This window comes from Pseudomonas lalkuanensis (assembly GCF_008807375.1).
Taxonomy (GTDB): Bacteria; Pseudomonadota; Gammaproteobacteria; order Pseudomonadales; family Pseudomonadaceae; genus Metapseudomonas; species Metapseudomonas lalkuanensis.
Map to the genome: position 1 here is coordinate 4,075,059 of NZ_CP043311.1, position 15,899 is coordinate 4,090,957.

Annotated in this window: 13 protein-coding genes; 11 read left to right on the plus strand and 2 right to left on the minus strand. The window is 63.0% G+C overall.

Going from position 1 to position 15,899, the window contains the following annotated elements:
* Window positions 1-63 precede the first annotated feature (63 nt).
* The 5 genes from xdhA (at window position 64) to guaD (ending at window position 6,405) form a co-directional block, all read left to right on the plus strand.
* Complete coding sequence (xdhA, locus tag FXN65_RS19020) at window positions 64-1,503, plus strand: xanthine dehydrogenase small subunit (protein ID WP_151135293.1); 1,440 nt, start codon at window positions 64-66, stop codon at window positions 1,501-1,503.
* Entirely contained in the window at window positions 1,496-3,892 is a 2,397-nt protein-coding gene (xdhB, locus tag FXN65_RS19025; RefSeq protein ID WP_151135295.1) for a xanthine dehydrogenase molybdopterin binding subunit, read from the plus strand. Before xdhA ends, xdhB begins: the two co-directional genes overlap by 8 nt.
* Window positions 3,893-3,987: 95 nt before the next feature.
* Entirely contained in the window at window positions 3,988-4,137 is a 150-nt protein-coding gene (locus FXN65_RS28000; RefSeq protein ID WP_178119364.1) for a hypothetical protein, read from the plus strand.
* Window positions 4,134-4,967, plus strand: coding sequence for a xanthine dehydrogenase accessory protein XdhC (gene xdhC / locus FXN65_RS19030; RefSeq protein WP_151135297.1), 834 nt, complete (start codon window positions 4,134-4,136; stop codon window positions 4,965-4,967). Before FXN65_RS28000 ends, xdhC begins: the two co-directional genes overlap by 4 nt.
* 130 nt (window positions 4,968-5,097) lie before the next feature.
* Complete coding sequence (gene guaD / locus FXN65_RS19035) at window positions 5,098-6,405, plus strand: guanine deaminase (RefSeq protein WP_151135299.1); 1,308 nt, start codon at window positions 5,098-5,100, stop codon at window positions 6,403-6,405.
* 258 nt (window positions 6,406-6,663) lie between these two features.
* Here the strand turns inward: guaD and FXN65_RS19040 are convergent, their stop codons facing one another.
* Window positions 6,664-7,434, minus strand: coding sequence for a GntR family transcriptional regulator (locus FXN65_RS19040; protein WP_151135302.1), 771 nt, complete (start codon window positions 7,432-7,434; stop codon window positions 6,664-6,666).
* Between the two features lie 616 nt (window positions 7,435-8,050).
* Here FXN65_RS19040 and FXN65_RS19045 point away from each other — a divergent pair.
* A complete protein-coding gene (locus FXN65_RS19045; protein WP_151135304.1) occupies window positions 8,051-9,400 on the plus strand; it encodes an NCS2 family permease in 1,350 nt (449 codons plus the stop codon).
* A 598-nt stretch (window positions 9,401-9,998) separates the two neighbouring features.
* Here the strand turns inward: FXN65_RS19045 and uraH are convergent.
* Entirely contained in the window at window positions 9,999-10,352 is a 354-nt protein-coding gene (gene uraH, locus FXN65_RS19050) for a hydroxyisourate hydrolase (RefSeq protein WP_151135306.1), read from the minus strand.
* Window positions 10,353-10,773: 421 nt separating this feature from the next.
* Between uraH and puuE the strand changes: the two genes are divergently transcribed.
* The 5 genes from puuE (at window position 10,774) to FXN65_RS19075 (ending at window position 15,822) form a co-directional block, all read left to right on the plus strand.
* Window positions 10,774-11,703, plus strand: a complete 930-nt coding sequence (gene puuE / locus FXN65_RS19055; protein WP_151135308.1) for an allantoinase PuuE — start codon at window positions 10,774-10,776, stop codon at window positions 11,701-11,703.
* Window positions 11,700-12,215: a 2-oxo-4-hydroxy-4-carboxy-5-ureidoimidazoline decarboxylase gene (gene uraD, locus FXN65_RS19060; protein WP_151135310.1), complete on the plus strand. Its 516-nt coding sequence runs from the start codon at window positions 11,700-11,702 to the stop codon at window positions 12,213-12,215. The genes puuE and uraD overlap by 4 nt, the downstream gene beginning before the upstream one ends.
* A 163-nt stretch (window positions 12,216-12,378) precedes the next feature.
* Entirely contained in the window at window positions 12,379-12,882 is a 504-nt protein-coding gene (locus FXN65_RS19065; protein ID WP_151135312.1) for an ureidoglycolate lyase, read from the plus strand.
* A 52-nt stretch (window positions 12,883-12,934) separates the two neighbouring features.
* Window positions 12,935-14,242, plus strand: coding sequence for a urate hydroxylase PuuD (locus tag FXN65_RS19070; protein WP_151135314.1), 1,308 nt, complete (start codon window positions 12,935-12,937; stop codon window positions 14,240-14,242).
* Between the two features lie 233 nt (window positions 14,243-14,475).
* On the plus strand, window positions 14,476-15,822 hold the full coding sequence (locus FXN65_RS19075; protein ID WP_151135316.1) for a nucleobase:cation symporter-2 family protein: 1,347 nt from the start codon (window positions 14,476-14,478) through the stop codon (window positions 15,820-15,822).
* The last annotated feature ends 77 nt before the right edge of the window (window positions 15,823-15,899 follow it).

Here is a 15,899-nt window from a genome sequence, read left to right on the forward strand (position 1 = left end):
ACCCCACTAAATTTGCCGCCATACGAGCCCTCGTAAAAACAATAAAGTGCCTGGAGGTCGTCCTTGATCCAGTTTTTACTCAATCGGGAGCTGCGCACCGAGCAAGCCCTCGATCCCAACGTCACGGTGCTCAACTACCTGCGTGAGCATGTCGGCAAACCCGGTACCAAAGAAGGCTGTGCCTCCGGCGATTGCGGTGCCTGCACCGTGGTTGTCGGCGAGCTGGACGGGGACCGCATCCGCTACCGCACCCTCAACTCCTGCCTGACCTTCGTATCGTCGCTGCATGGCAAGCAACTGATCACAGTCGAAGACCTCAAGCACCAGGGCCAGCTGCATTCCGTGCAACAGGCCATGGTGGACTGCCACGGTTCCCAGTGCGGCTTCTGCACCCCCGGCTTCGTCATGTCGCTGTTCGCCCTGCAGAAGAACAGCAACGGCTATGACAAGGCCCAGACCATGGAAGCCCTGGCCGGCAACCTGTGCCGCTGCACCGGCTACCGCCCGATCATCGACGCCGCCGAGCAGGCCTGCTGCCAGAAGCAGCCGGACCAGTTCGACATCGCCGAAGCCCAGACCGTTGCCCAACTGAAAGCCATCGCCCCGCGCGAGACCGCCGAGCTGAACAGCGGCGACAAGCGCTGCCTGGTTCCGCTGACCATCGCCGACCTGGCCGACTTCTACGTGTCCAACCCGCAGGCCCGCCTGCTGGCCGGCGGCACCGACCTGGCCCTGGAAGTCACCCAGTTCCACCGTGAACTGCCGGTGATGATCTATGTCGGCCACATCGACGCCATGAAGCGCATCGAGCAGAACGGCGACTACATCGAAATCGGCGCCGCCACTCCGTTGTCCGACTGCTACGAGACCCTGTCCCAGGAATACCCGGACTTCGGCGAACTGCTGCACCGCTTCGCCTCCCTGCAGATCCGCAACCAGGGCACCCTGGGCGGCAACATCGGCAACGCCTCTCCCATCGGCGACGCCCCGCCGCTGTTGATCGCGCTCGGCGCCGAGATCGTCCTGCGCAAGGGCAACCAGACCCGCATCCTGCCGCTGGACGAATACTTCCTCGATTACAAGGTCACTGCCCGCCAGGAGTCCGAGTTCATCGAGAAGGTGCGTGTACCGCGCGCGCGCAATAACCAGACTTTCCGTGCCTACAAGGTATCCAAGCGCCTGGATGACGACATCTCCGCCGTCTGCGCCGCGTTCAACCTGGTGATCGAGAATGGCCAGGTGCGCAAGGCCCGTGTCGCTTTCGGCGGCATGGCCGGCATTCCCAAGCGCGCCAGCGCCTGCGAACAGGCCCTGATCGGCTCCGCCTGGTATCCGGGCACCGTCGAGCGCGCCTGCGAGGCGCTGGCCAGGGACTTCACCCCGCTCTCGGACTTCCGCGCCAGCAAGGAATATCGCCTGCTGACCGCCCAGAACCTGCTGCGCAAGTTCTTCCTCGAGTTGCAATCCCCAGAAGTCGAAACCCGGGTGACCGCGTATGTCTAACAAACACCATCACAAAACCCAGGAAGAACTGGCGGAACTGTTTCGTGCCGACATCACCACCGGCGTCGGCAAGAGCGTCAAGCACGAGAGCGCGCCCAAGCACGTGACCGGCGAAGCCGTGTACGTCGACGACCGCCTGGAGTTCCCCAACCAGCTGCACGTCTATGCCCGCATGAGCGACCGCGCCCATGCGCGCATCACCCGCATCGATACCACGCCCTGCTACCAGTTCCCGGGCGTGGCCATCGCCATTACCGCCAAGGACGTGCCCGGCCAGCTGGACATCGGCCCGGTGGTCGCCGGCGACCCGCTGCTGGCCGACGGCAAGGTCGAGTACGTCGGCCAGGTGGTCCTGGCCGTGGGTGCCGACAGCCTGGAGACCGCTCGCAAGGCCGCCATGGCCGCCATCGTCGAGTACGAGGACCTGGAGCCCGTGCTGGACGTGGTGGAAGCGCTGCGCAAGAAGCACTTCGTACTGGACAGCCACCAGCACAAGCGTGGTGATTCCAGCACCGCACTGGCCAATTCGAAGCACCGCATCCAGGGCACCCTGCATATCGGCGGCCAGGAGCACTTCTACCTGGAGACCCAGATCTCCTCCGTCATGCCCACCGAAGACGGCGGCATGATCGTCTACACCTCCACCCAGAACGCCACCGAAGTGCAGAAGCTGGTGGCCGAGGTGCTGGGCGTGCCGATGAACAAGATCGTCATCGACATGCGCCGCATGGGTGGCGGCTTCGGCGGCAAGGAAACCCAGGCGGCCGGCCCGGCCTGCCTGTGCGCGGTGATCGCGCACCTGACCCGTCGCCCGACCAAGATGCGCCTGCCGCGCATGGAAGACATGACCGTCACCGGCAAGCGCCACCCCTTCTATGTCGAGTACGACGTGGGCTTCGACGAGAACGGCCTGCTCACCGGCATCGAACTGGAACTGGCGGGCAACTGCGGCTACTCGCCCGACCTGTCCGGCTCCATCGTCGACCGCGCGATGTTCCACTCGGACAACGCCTACTTCCTCGAAAACGCCACCATCAATGGTCACCGCTGCAAGACCAACACCGCCTCGAACACTGCCTACCGCGGTTTCGGCGGCCCGCAGGGGATGGTCGCGATCGAAGAGATCATGGATGCCATCGCGCGCCACCTGGGCAAGGACCCGCTGGATGTCCGCAAACTGAACTACTACGGCAAGGACGAGCGCAACGTCACCCACTACTACCAGACCGTCGAGCACAACATGCTCGCCGAGATGACCGCGGAACTGGAGGAAAGCGCCGAATACGCCAAGCGCCGTGAGGAAATCCGCGAGTTCAACGCAAAAAGCCCAGTGTTGAAGAAGGGCCTGGCGATGACGCCGGTGAAATTCGGCATCAGCTTCACCGCCACCTTCCTCAACCAGGCCGGCGCGCTGGTGCACATCTATACCGACGGCAGCATCCACCTGAACCACGGCGGCACCGAGATGGGCCAGGGCCTGAACACCAAGGTCGCCCAGGTGGTGGCCGAAGTCTTCCAGGTGGACATTTCGCGCATCCAGATCACCGCCACCAACACCGACAAGGTGCCCAACACTTCGCCGACCGCCGCCTCCAGCGGTACCGACCTGAACGGCAAGGCTGCGCAGAACGCCGCCGAAACCATCAAGGGCCGGCTGGTGGAGTTCCTCGCCAATCACTTCAAGGTGACCACCGAGGACGTGCAGTTCAAGAACGACCAGGTACGCGTGCGCGATCACTTCCTCTCCTTCGAGGAAATGATCCAGCTCGCCTACTTCAACCAGATCTCGCTCTCCAGCACCGGCTTCTATCGCACGCCGAAGATCTTCTACGACCGCGACAAGGCCGCCGGCCGCCCCTTCTACTACTTCGCCTACGGCATCGCCTGCTGCGAAGTGCTGGTCGACACCCTGACCGGCGAGTACAAGATGCTGCGCACCGACATCCTGCATGACGTGGGCGCATCCCTGAACCCGGCCATCGACATCGGCCAGGTCGAGGGCGCCTTCGTCCAGGGCATGGGCTGGCTGACCACCGAGGAACTGGTGTGGAACGCCAAGGGCAAGCTGATGACCAACGGTCCGGCCAGCTACAAGATCCCGGCCATCGCCGACATGCCCATCGACCTGCGGGTGAAACTGGTTGAGAACCGCAAGAACCCCGAGCAGACGGTGTTCCACTCCAAGGCCGTGGGCGAGCCGCCCTTCATGCTCGGCATCGCCGCCTGGTGCGCCATCAAGGATGCTGTGGCAAGCCTGGGCGACTACAAGGCGCAGCCGCAGATCGACGCGCCGGCCACCCCCGAACGCGTGCTCTGGGGCGTCGAGCAGATGCGCAAGCTCCAACAGCCGGCCCCGGCCTCCACCCAAGCGGAGACCGAGCCTGCGTAACCCGTAGGAGCCCGCTTGCTGGCGAAAGCGTTGCCTCCAACGACACGCGATTCGCCAGCAAGCTGGCTCCTACATGGATAAAACGGTGCAAAACAATGACAACATCCACCGATAGAACGAAGACGACGCAGCCGGACAATGACGCCGTGCTGCTGGAAACGCTGCCGGCCCCGGTCCGTCCCAAGGACGACTGGCGGCTGTCGCGCACCACCAGGCCACTGCGTAGCTGGAGATTGAGCAAATGAGCTGGATCAGCGCCCTCGCCGACCTGCAGCAACGCGGCGAACCCTGCGTGCTGGTGACCATCATCGAAGAGCGTGGCTCCACGCCGCGCAATGCCGGTTCGAAGATGGTCGTCACCGCCGAGCGCATCTTCGAGACCATCGGTGGCGGTCATCTCGAGTTCAAGGCGATGGAGATCGCTCGCCAGATGCTCGAAAGTCGCAGCCAGGACACCCGCCTGGAACGCTTCAGCCTGGGCGCCAGCCTCGGCCAGTGCTGCGGCGGCGCGACCGTAGTGCTGTTCGAACCCATGGGCCAGCCTCAGGCGCATATCGCCGTGTTCGGCGCCGGACACGTCGGTCGTGCCCTGGTTCCGCTGCTCGCCAGCCTGCCATGCAAGGTGCGCTGGATCGACTCGCGGGAAAACGAATTCCCCGAGCAGATTCCGTCCGGCGTGGACAAGGTGGTCAACGAGGAAGTGATCGACGAAATCGCGGATATGCCCAAGGGCAGCTACTTCATCGTCATGACCCACAACCACCAGCTGGACCTGGAGCTCACCGCCGAGATCCTCAAGCGCAACGATTTCGCCTACTTCGGCCTGATCGGCTCGAAAACCAAGCGTGTCAAGTTCGAGCACCGTCTGCGCGAACGCGGCTTCGCAAGCGAAACCGTGCAACGCATGCGCTGCCCGATGGGCATCCAGGAGGTCAAGGGCAAGCTGCCGGTGGAGATCGCCATTTCCATCGCTGGTGAAGTGGTCGCCACCTACAACGCCAACTTCGGCCAGGAAGTGAAGAAGGGCGAGACCGTCGCCAAGCTGATTCCTTCCTCGCGCCGCGAACAGGCCTGAATTATTCCTTCCCCAAAGGGAAGGTGACGCGTAAGTGCCGGGTGGGGAGAGCCGCGTGACAGGGAGCTCCCCACTCCGGCCCCTCCCCTCGCGGGACGCAAGAATCGCAACGCCAACGAACGAGACTGACATGACCAGCCACGTAACCGCTTACCGCTCCGCCATCCTGCACAGCATCGCCGACCCCGCCCAGGTAGGCGTCGAGCAGTCCTATCAGTATTTCGAGGACGGCCTGCTGGTGGTGGAGGACGGTCGCATCAAGGCCCTGGGCGAAGCCAAGTCCCTGCTGCCGGGCCTGGATGCCGGCGTCGAGGTGCATGAGTATCGCGATGCCCTGATCACCCCCGGTTTCATCGACACCCATATCCACTTCCCGCAGACCGGCATGATCGCCTCCTACGGCGAGCAGCTGCTGGACTGGCTGAACACCTACACCTTCCCCACCGAGAAGCAGTTCGCCGACAAGGCCCACGCCGCCGACGTCGCGGGCATCTTCATCAAGGAACTGCTGCGCAACGGCACCACCACCGCCCTGGTGTTCGGCACCGTGCACAAGGAGTCGGTGGACGCCTTCTTCGAAGCCGCCCAGGCACTCGACCTGCGGATGATCGCCGGCAAGGTACTGATGGACCGCAACGCACCGGACTACCTGACCGACACCGCCGAATCCGGCTACGCGGACAGCAAGGAGCTGATCGAGCGCTGGCACGGCAAGGGCCGCCTGCACTATGCGGTGACGCCGCGCTTCGCCCCAACCAGCACCCCGGAGCAACTGGAGCTGGCAGGCAAGCTGTATGCCGAATACCCGGGCCTGTACATGCACACCCACCTGTCCGAAAACCGCAAGGAAATCGAATGGGTGAAAGAGCTGTTCCCGGAGCGCAAGGGCTACCTGGACGTCTATGACCATTACAAACTGATCGGCCAGCGCTCGGTATTCGCCCACGGCGTGCACCTGTGCGACGACGAGTGCAAGCGCCTGGCGGAAACCGGTTCGGCCGTGGCCTTCTGCCCCACCTCCAACCTGTTCCTGGGCAGCGGCCTGTTCGACCTGCAGAAGCTGGAAGAACACGGCGTGCGTGTGGGCCTGGGCACCGACGTGGGCGCTGGCACCAGCTTCTCGCAACTGCAGTCGCTGAACGAGGCGTACAAGGTGATGCAGCTGCAGGGCAAGAAACTCGACCCGTTCAAATCCCTGTACCTGGCAACCCTGGGCGGCGCCCGCGCACTCTACCTGGACGACAAGATCGGCAACTTCCAGGCCGGCAAGGATGCGGACTTCGTAGTCCTCGACTACAAGGCCACCCCACTGCTGGACTACCGCATGCAACAGGCCAAGAGCCTTCCGGAGCGCCTGTTCGCCCTGACCATCCTCGGTGACGACCGCACCGTGAAGGAAACCTTTGCCGCCGGCCGCAGCGTTCACAAGCGCGGCTGATCGAACTTGCAAAAAAACAAGCCCCGCTTCGGCGGGGCTTGTCTGTTTTTCACCAATGAATTCGCTCCCACGGGTAAGTACCGCCTTGGCACCAGGTTGCCCATAGGATGGGTTGAGCGGAGCGATGCCCATGCAGAAACCACTTGATGGGTATCGCAAGCTCGCGGAACGCCGCCCGCCCCGTCCCGCGTTCCGGCCGTGCTCAAGCCGTTCAAGCAAAAAGCCCCGCGTTCGCGGGGCTTTCCACCTGGGTCAGAATCAGGCGCTGCGCGGCGTTGCGCGGCCGGGCTTCTTCTTGGTCTGCAGCAAGTGCGAGAACACCGCGTGCAGGTCGTCCGAGGCGCCGCCTTCGTCCAGGTTCAGCTTGTCGTCGATGTGATCCATGTGATGCATCATCAGCATCACCGCGCGCTCGGCATCGCGGGACTCGATGGCATCGATCAGGCGATTGTGCTCATCGAAAGAACAGTGGGAGCGGCTGCCGCTCTCGTATTGGGCAATGATGAGGGACGTCTGCGACACCAGGCTGCGCTGGAAGCTCACCAGCGGGGCGTTCTTTGCCGCCTCGGCCAGCTTCAGGTGGAACTCCCCGGAAAGGCGGATTCCAGCGCCACGGTCGCCACGGGAGAAGCAGGCCTGCTCTTCAAGAACCATCTGCCGCAGTTCCTGCAACTGCTCGGCGGTGGCGTGCTCGACCGCAAGTTCCGTGATGGCGCGTTCCACCAGCCGGCGCGCATAGAAGATCTGCCGGGCTTCCTCGACACTCGGGCTGGCCACCACGGCGCCACGATTGGGTCGCAACAGCACCACGCCTTCATGGGCAAGGCGCGACAGGGCGCGGCGGATGATGGTGCGGCTGACGCCGAAAATCTCACCCAGGGCCTCTTCGCTCAGCTTGGTACCGGGAGCGAGGCGCTGCTCGAGAATCGCATCGAAAATGTGCGCGTAGACGACGTCGTCCTGAGTGCCGCTGCGGGTGCTTTTGGCGGTGCGCGGCTGCTTCTTGAGTGGCTGCAACTGTTCGTTCATGGGTGCTCGCGTAAAGGGGGTCGGCGGTATCCAGGGCCCTTTTTGCCCCTTTTCGCCGGGCTGAGCGGGTGGGTCAGCGAGGGAAATCAGGGAAAAATCGAGTGATATTGTACACAATCATCCCCCCTTGAACAGTTTCGCAGCAGCTCCAACCCCATTCCTGACCGGTTGCACAGGTTTTCCAGCAGGTTCCAGCCACACCTTTTTTCAATGAGGGTTGAAGCGACAAACCTGCGCATTTCCCTACATTTTTTTGTCATAAGCGCGGCTGGCGCACTGCCATTTCGTGCTTTCGCTCCCCGTCCCCCACGCTGCCCCTCTGTTGATAAAATTCCATAACTCATTGTTTTTTAACGGTTTGATTAATTCGTTAGGCTGCAAATTGTCGCAGCAAAACCTAACCTTTCAGTCAGCTTTTACTGATTGGTTCGTTTTTTCGAACATTGAAAACATTATTTGTTTTTTTTGTATACAAAGGCATAATCGCGCCGTGACTTCCTGACCCTGCAGTCAAGTATTCAGGCAAGTGCACCACTCACGCCATCCGCCTCAGTCAGTCCGGAGCCAGCTCCCGGCTCTGGGTGAACAAAACAAAAGAGATGAGGAGTACCACGCTGTGGAAAGCATCAAACAACAAGAACAAGGAACGTACGTCGCTACGCCGCCCGCCAAGGGACTGCTTGAACGTCTCTTCAAGCTCAGCCTGCACGGCACCACCGTGAAGACTGAACTGGCTGCAGGCCTCACCACCTTCATCACCATGGCCTACATCATTTTCGTCAACCCCAACATCATGGCCGATGCCGGGATCGATCATGGCGCGGCCTTCGTTGCCACCTGCCTTGCCGCAGCCTTCGGCTGCCTGCTCATGGGCCTCTACGCCAACTGGCCGGTGGGCCTCGCCCCGGGCATGGGCCTGAACGCCTTCTTCACCTACACCGTGGTCAACACCATGGGCTACAGCTGGCAGATCGCGCTCGGCGCGGTGTTCCTCTCCGGCGTGCTGTTCATGATCCTGACCTTCTCGCGCATCCGTGAGTGGTTGCTCAACAGCATCCCGAGCAGTCTGCGCTTCGCCATGGGCGCGGGTGTCGGCCTGTTCCTCGGGCTGATCGGCCTGAAGACCGCCGGCATCGTGGTTGCCCATCCGGCCACCCTGGTGCACATCGGTGACCTGACCTCCCCCGGCCCGCTGCTGGCCGCCATCTGCTTCCTGATGATCGCGGTACTGGAATACCGCCGCATCTTCGGTGGCATCCTGATCAGCATCCTCACCGTTACCCTGATCGGTGTTGGCCTGGGCATCGTCAAATTCGGCGGCGTGTTCTCCATGCCCCCGAGCCTGGCGCCGACCTTCATGGCCATGGACATCACCGGCGCGTTCAACGTGACCATGGTGAGCGTGATCCTCGCCTTCCTCTTCGTGCACATGTTCGACACCGCCGGCACCCTGATGGGCGTAGCCCAGCGCGCCAACCTGGTCCAGGAAGACGGCCGTATCGAGAACCTGTCCAGGGCCATGAAAGCGGACAGCGCCTCCAGCGTGTTCGGTGGCGTGCTCGGCGTACCGCCGGTCACCAGCTACGTGGAAAGTGCTGCGGGCGTTGCCGCTGGCGGCCGCACCGGCCTGACCGCGGTGACCGTGGGCATCCTGTTCATCGCCGCGATGTTCTTCGCCCCGCTGGCCGGCATGATCCCTGCCTACGCCACTGCCGGCGCGCTGATCTACGTTGCGATGCTGATGATGGGTGGCATGGCCCACATCGACTGGAAGGAACACACCGAAACCATCCCGGCCATCGTCACTGTCATCATGATGCCGCTGACCTTCTCGGTCGCCGACGGTATCGCCCTGGGCTTCGTGACCTACGTCGCCATGAAGGCCTTCACCGGCAAGTACAAGGATGTCTCGGTGAGCCTGTACGCCCTCTGCGCCATCTTCGTGGCCAAGTTCATCTTCCTGTAATCGCAGGTCGCGCTACACCGGGCCCTGCCGCTTCGCGCCAGGGCCTTTTCATTTGCAGCTGTGGTCCTGGCTCTTCCCGCGACGATTGGGATGCACTCACTAGCAGGATGAAATCGAGCCGACAGGGTGAGCCGTGCACACCGGAGACCCGGTAAGGCGCGGGGGACCATTCCCACAATCGGTGCGAACCTGTCCAGCCGGAAGACATGGGCACGGGTCAATGGTCATGGCAAAGGCTACCCGCCCCTCTCCTGGCCCCTGCGCTTGAGCCACCCTTCGGCGCAGATCCGCCCCGTTGCCCGACAGCGACAGACCGAAACGATTTCCGACCGTCGGCCAGCGAAATTGCGAATGCCGCCTAGACTCCTCCCTAACCCGACATCGACCCACGCATCAGCGCAGCCCCTTGGGCTGGCGTACAGACTTTGTGTTGTCGATTTCCGAACTCCCTTGCGCATCTCCCCGTGATGCGTTTCAGCCCGGCCTTGCGCCGGGCTTCTTTTTTCGGACAGGCACTTTTCTGCGGGCGAAAAAAAGGCCCGCAGTGTGGACGGGCCGTAAAAGACTCCAGTGAGTCGAGGGTAACGAGTATTCGGTACTAGCTGCCGCGATAAGTGGAATAGCTGTAGGGGGAGATCAGCAGCGGCACGTGGTAGTGATCCTGCTCGGCGGAGATGCCGAAGCGCAGCACGACCACATCGAGGAAAGCGGGTTCGGCGAGCTTCACGCCACGGGCGCGGTAGTAGTCGCCGGCGTGGAAGTGGATCTGGTAGACGCCGCTCTGGTAGTCGGCACCTTGCAGCACGGGCGCATCGCAGCGGCCGTCGTCGTTGGTGGTGGCGGTGGCGACCAGCTCCAGGCCCGCGCCTTCTACGCGATAGAGCTCGATCTTGATGTCACGGCCAGGGCAGCCGTGGGCGGCATCCAGTACATGCGTGGTCAAACGTCCCATTGCTCGCTGGGCGTCTACCGGGCCAATGGGTGGCCAAGGCAGGAACGCCACACCTCCTCTGCTTGTTCATATCGGTGTGTGGGTGGGGTCGAAGCCCCGGTACGGAGCGCAGAATAACATGTGCCCGACGGAATGTAAGACATAAACACAAAAAATTGTACACAATCTCAACATCCTATCCTGCTGAGCCTTTGCGACAACTGGCTCCATCCTGATCTGCGCACATTGTCCAGCCCTCGGGCCTTCTGCCGCGCAGACCTGACCAGATGGGCAGGTCCGTCGACCGAACGCGGAATAACGATTTCGACAAAGATTTGATTTACAAAACGAGCGACAGTTTGTATACAATCACCCCATCCCCGGTCGCGCACCACTCTCCAGGCTGTCGCTGATCGCCCAACAGACAAGAAGGAAGACTGCAGTGAGCGCCGAGTACCCACGCGACCTGATCGGTTACGGCAACAATCCTCCCCACCCGCACTGGCCGGGTGAGTCCCGCATCGCCCTGTCCTTTGTCCTCAACTACGAGGAAGGCGGCGAGCGCAACGTGCTCCACGGCGACAAGGAATCCGAAGCCTTCCTGTCCGAGATGGTGGCCGCCCAGCCGCTGCAGGGCGTGCGCAACATGAGCATGGAATCCCTCTACGAGTACGGCAGCCGCGCAGGTGTCTGGCGCCTGCTGAACCTGTTCAAGCAGCACGACATCCCCCTGACCATCTTCGCCGTCGCCATGGCCGCCCAGCGGCACCCCGACGTGATCCGCGCCATGGTCGAAGCTGGCCACGAGATCTGCAGCCACGGCTACCGCTGGATCGACTACCAGTACATGGACGAGGCCCAGGAGCGCGAGCACATGCTCGAAGCCATCCGCATCCTCACCGAACTGACCGGCGAGCGCCCGGTGGGCTGGTACACCGGCCGTACCGGTCCGAACACCCGTCGCCTGGTGATGGAGGAAGGCGGCTTCCTCTATGACTCCGACACCTACGACGACGACCTGCCCTACTGGGACCCGGCCAGCACCGCCGAGAAGCCGCACCTGGTCATCCCCTATACCCTGGACACCAACGACATGCGTTTCACCCAGGTGCAGGGCTTCAACAAGGGCGACGACTTCTTCGAGTACCTCAAGGACGCCTTCGACGTGCTCTACGCGGAGGGCAGCGCCGGCGCGCCGAAGATGCTGTCCATCGGCATGCACTGCCGCCTGCTGGGTCGTCCGGCTCGCCTCGCCTCCCTGGCGCGCTTCATCGAGTACGTGAAGGGCCATGAGAAAGTCTGGTTCGCCCGCCGCGCCGACATTGCCCGCCACTGGCACGCCACCCACCCGTTCAAAGAGCAAGCCAAATGAGCCGCTTCCAGACCCTGACTCCGTCCACCCTGTCCCGCGAAGCCTTCGTCGAAGCGTTCGCCGACATCTACGAGCATTCGCCCTGGGTTGCCGAGAAGGCCTTCGACCTGGGCCAGGACGACCGCGTCGACGAAATCGACGGCCTGCACCAGCGCATGGCCGACCTGCTGCTCAGTGCCAGCCATGAAGCCCAGCTGGCACTGATCAACGCTCACCCGGACCTGGCCGGCAAGGCAGCCGTCCGTGGCGAGCTGACCGAAGCCAGCACCAGCGAACAGGCCGGTGCCGGTATCCACGAATGCACGGCTGAAGAGTTCGCACGCTTCACCGAGCTGAACGACGCCTACAAGGCCAAGTTCGGGTTTCCTTTCATCATGGCGGTGAAAGGCAGCAACCGGCACCAGATCCTGGCGGCCTTCGAGGAGCGGATCCACAACTCCCCCGAAGCCGAGTTCTCCAGGGCGCTGGCCGAGATCAACAAGATCGCGCTGTTCCGTCTGCAGCAGATGTAAGCCGCAGCCGCACCGCCCCTATTCGAGACCGGGCGGGCCAAGGCCCGCCCATCGGCTCTCCAGCGAATCGGAGAGCCAGGGGGGAGGATGGAAATACCACTCTCCCCACCAGCCCCCTCCCCGCTTGTGGGATGGGAACCAGCAACGAACAAGTAGAACAGCCATGCGAACCCTGAAGATCGAGCCCCTGACCAAAGAAGCCTTCGCCCCCTTCGGAGATGTGATCGAAACCGACGGCAGCGAGTACTTCATGATCAACAACGGCTCCACCCGCCGTTATCACAAGCTGGCCACGGTCGAGACCGCCCAGCCCGACGACAAGGCGATCATCAGCATCTTCAGCGCCGAATCCCTCGAGATGCCATTGCGCATCCGCATGCTGGAACGACATCCGCAGGGCAGCCAGGCTTTCATTCCGCTGCTCGGCAACTCCTTTCTGGTCGTGGTCGCGCCAATTGGCGATGTACCTGTACCGGGCCTGGTCCGTGCCTTCCTATCCAATGGCAGGCAGGGCGTTAATTACCATCGCGGCGTCTGGCACCACCCGGTGCTGACGATCGAAAAGCGGGATGACTTCCTGGTGGTTGATCGCAGTGGTTCTGGCAACAACTGCGACGAGCATTACTTCACTGAGGACGAGCAACTGCTCCTCGACCCCCACCACTAATAAGAGAAGCCCAACGATCGGCGTGCCGGTCGGCGGGAAAGAGGTAACAACTGTGGAAGCACATCTGACCGAATGGCTGAACCTGAGCATTCGCTGGATTCACATGATCACCGGTATCGCCTGGATCGGCGCATCCTTCTATTTCGTCTGGCTGGAGAACAACCTCAATCGCGCCAACCCGCGCGACGGGCTGTCGGGTGACCTCTGGGCCATCCACGGTGGCGGTATCTACCACCTGGAGAAATACAAGCTCGCCCCGCCGAAAATGCCGGACAACCTGCACTGGTTCAAATGGGAAGCCTATTTCACCTGGTTGTCGGGCGTCGCCCTGCTGACCGTGGTGTTCTACCTGAACCCGACCCTGTACCTGATCGCGCCCGGCGTGGACATCGCTCCGGCTGCCGCTGTCGCCATCGGCATCGGCTCGCTGGTCGCAGGCTGGTTCATCTATGACTTCCTCTGCGACTCGCCACTGGGCAAGACCCCCGCACTGCTCGGCCTGGTGCTGTTCGTACTGATCGTCGGTGCTGCCTGGGGCTTCACCCATGTGTTCAGCGGTCGTGGTTCCTACATCCATGTCGGCGCCCTGATCGGCACCATCATGGTCGGCAACGTGTTCCGCATCATCATGCCGGCTCAGCGCGCGCTGGTTAAAGCCATCGAAGAAAACCGCACCCCGGACCCGGTCCTGCCGGCCAAGGGCCTGCTGCGTTCGCGCCACAACAACTACTTCACCCTGCCGGTGCTGTTCATCATGATCAGCAACCACTTCCCGAGCACCTACGGCAGCCAGTACAACTGGCTGATCCTGGCCGGGATTGCGGTACTCGCGGTACTGGTGCGCCACTACTTCAACACCCGTCACGACAGCAACAAGTTCGCCTGGACCCTGCCGGCCGGCGCCCTGGGCATGATCTGCCTGGCGTTCGTCACCGCGCCGAACTACAAGTCCGCCGAACCGAGCGTAGCCGTGGAACCCGCCCACCAGGAGCAAGCCGCTCCCGCCGCCAGCAGCGCCGCCACCCCGGCCGGCGAGAGCCAGCCCCAGGCTGCCGCACCGGCTGAGTCCGCCGCCCCGGCGCAGGCCAGCGCCACCGGCACTGACTTCGGCAAGGTCCACAGCGTGATCCAGGAGCGCTGCGCTGTCTGCCATTCCGCCAAGCCCACCAGCCCGATGTTCACTTCGGCTCCGGGCGGCGTGATGCTCGACACCCCGCAGCAGATCCAGATGCTCGCACCGAAGATCCAGGCCCAGGCAGTCGCCAGCCAGATCATGCCGCTGGGCAACATCACTCAGATGACCCAGGAAGAGCGTGACCTGATCGGCCGCTGGATCGCCCAGGGCGCCAAGACCAACTGAGCATCAGGGGGACCTGCAACATCGGCTCCCCCAACGACCACGGCAGGCGGTGGCCCCAAGCACCGCCTGCTTTGAAGCCTGCCCCCAGGCGGGCTTCTTTTTCTTCCAGCAGTACCCGCAGTCCCCCGCCGGGAGCCCCCACCCGGCCAGCAACATGAATACCCGGCAAGCCGCACCCACGAGGTGCGGCATTGCCAAGCGACTTACAAGAACAAAAGCGCCCGAGGTGTTGCATGACCCCAACGACAGAGCGAGAAATCGCCCTTTCGCCCGCTGACCAGCGCCTGCCCCTGATGCAATTGCTGCTTGTCGGTTTCCAGCATGTCCTGCTGATGTACGGTGGCGCCGTTGCCGTACCCCTGATCGTCGGCCAGGCCGCCGGTCTGTCCCGTGAAGAAATCGCCTTCCTGATCAACGCCGACCTGCTGGTCGCCGGCATCGCCACCATCGTCCAATCCATCGGCATCGGTCCGGTGGGCATCCGCATGCCGGTGATGATGGGCGCGAGCTTCGCCGCCGTGGGCAGCATGGTGGTGATGGCCGGAATGCCCGGCGTCGGTATCCAGGGCATCTTCGGCGCCACCATCGCCGCCGGTTTCTTCGGCCTGCTGATCGCCCCCTTCATGTCGCGCATCGTGCGCTTCTTCCCGCCGTTGGTGACCGGCACGGTAATCACCTCCATCGGTCTCACCCTCTTCCCGGTTGCGGTCAACTGGGCCGGCGGCGGTAACCAGGCCAGCCACTTCGGTGGCCTGGAATACCTGTCCATCGCCGCCCTGGTACTGGGCACCATCCTGCTGGTGAACCGCTTCCTCAAGGGTTTCTGGGTGAACGTCTCGGTACTGATTGGCATGGCCCTGGGTTACGCCCTGGCCGGCGCCTGCGGGATGGTCGACCTCAATGGCCTGGACGAGACCCCCTGGTTCCAGATGGTGGAGCCTCTGCACTTCGGCATGCCGAAGTTCGAGCTGGCCTCGGTGCTGTCGATGTGCCTGGTGGTGGTGATCATCTTCGTCGAGTCCACCGGCATGTTCCTGGCCCTGGGCAAGATCACCGGCCGCGAGGTCTGTCCCAACGCGCTGCGCCGCGGCTTGATGTGCGATGCCGGCGCCTCCTTCCTGGCGGGTTTCTTCAACACCTTCACCCATTCGTCCTTCGCCCAGAACATCGGCCTGGTGCAGATGACCGGTGTACGCAGCCGCTATGTGACGGTCGCCGCAGGTGCCTTCCTGATCGGCCTGAGCCTGCTGCCCAAAGCCGCTTTCCTGGTCGCGTCGATTCCGCCGGCGGTGCTCGGTGGTGCGGGTCTGGCGATGTTCGGCATGGTGGCCGCCACCGGCATCAAGATCCTTCACGAAGCGGATATCAGCGACCGTCGTAATCAGTTGCTGGTAGCCGTCAGCATGGGAATGGGCATGGCGCCGGTGGTGCGCCCCGAGCTCTTCGCCCAGCTGCCCCACTGGATGGAGCCGATCACCCATAGCGGCATCGCCATGGCCACTGTCAGCGCCCTCACCCTGAACCTGCTGTTCAACATCCTGGGCGAGAAGGAACGCAGCCGGCACTGCACCGCCCACTAACCCTATGTGCTCCCATCCAGCCGTGCCCATGAGGCGCGGCTGGAACTCCACAGCCCGTCTACCCGGTGGGCTCTTTT

What these genes read in the sequence shown, in the direction of transcription:
- xdhB (WP_151135295.1), top strand. Translation starts at nt 1,496, where the DNA reads ATGTCTAACAAACACCATCACAAAACCCAGGAAGAACTGGCGGAACTG.
- FXN65_RS28000 (WP_178119364.1), top strand. Translation starts at nt 3,988, where the DNA reads ATGACAACATCCACCGATAGAACGAAGACGACGCAGCCGGACAATGAC.
- xdhC (WP_151135297.1), top strand. Translation starts at nt 4,134, where the DNA reads ATGAGCTGGATCAGCGCCCTCGCCGACCTGCAGCAACGCGGCGAACCC.
- guaD (WP_151135299.1), top strand. Translation starts at nt 5,098, where the DNA reads ATGACCAGCCACGTAACCGCTTACCGCTCCGCCATCCTGCACAGCATC.
- FXN65_RS19040 (WP_151135302.1), bottom strand. Translation starts at nt 7,434, where the DNA reads ATGAACGAACAGTTGCAGCCACTCAAGAAGCAGCCGCGCACCGCCAAA.
- uraH (WP_151135306.1), bottom strand. Translation starts at nt 10,352, where the DNA reads ATGGGACGTTTGACCACGCATGTACTGGATGCCGCCCACGGCTGCCCT.
- uraD (WP_151135310.1), top strand. Translation starts at nt 11,700, where the DNA reads ATGAGCCGCTTCCAGACCCTGACTCCGTCCACCCTGTCCCGCGAAGCC.
- FXN65_RS19065 (WP_151135312.1), top strand. Translation starts at nt 12,379, where the DNA reads ATGCGAACCCTGAAGATCGAGCCCCTGACCAAAGAAGCCTTCGCCCCC.
- FXN65_RS19075 (WP_151135316.1), top strand. Translation starts at nt 14,476, where the DNA reads ATGACCCCAACGACAGAGCGAGAAATCGCCCTTTCGCCCGCTGACCAG.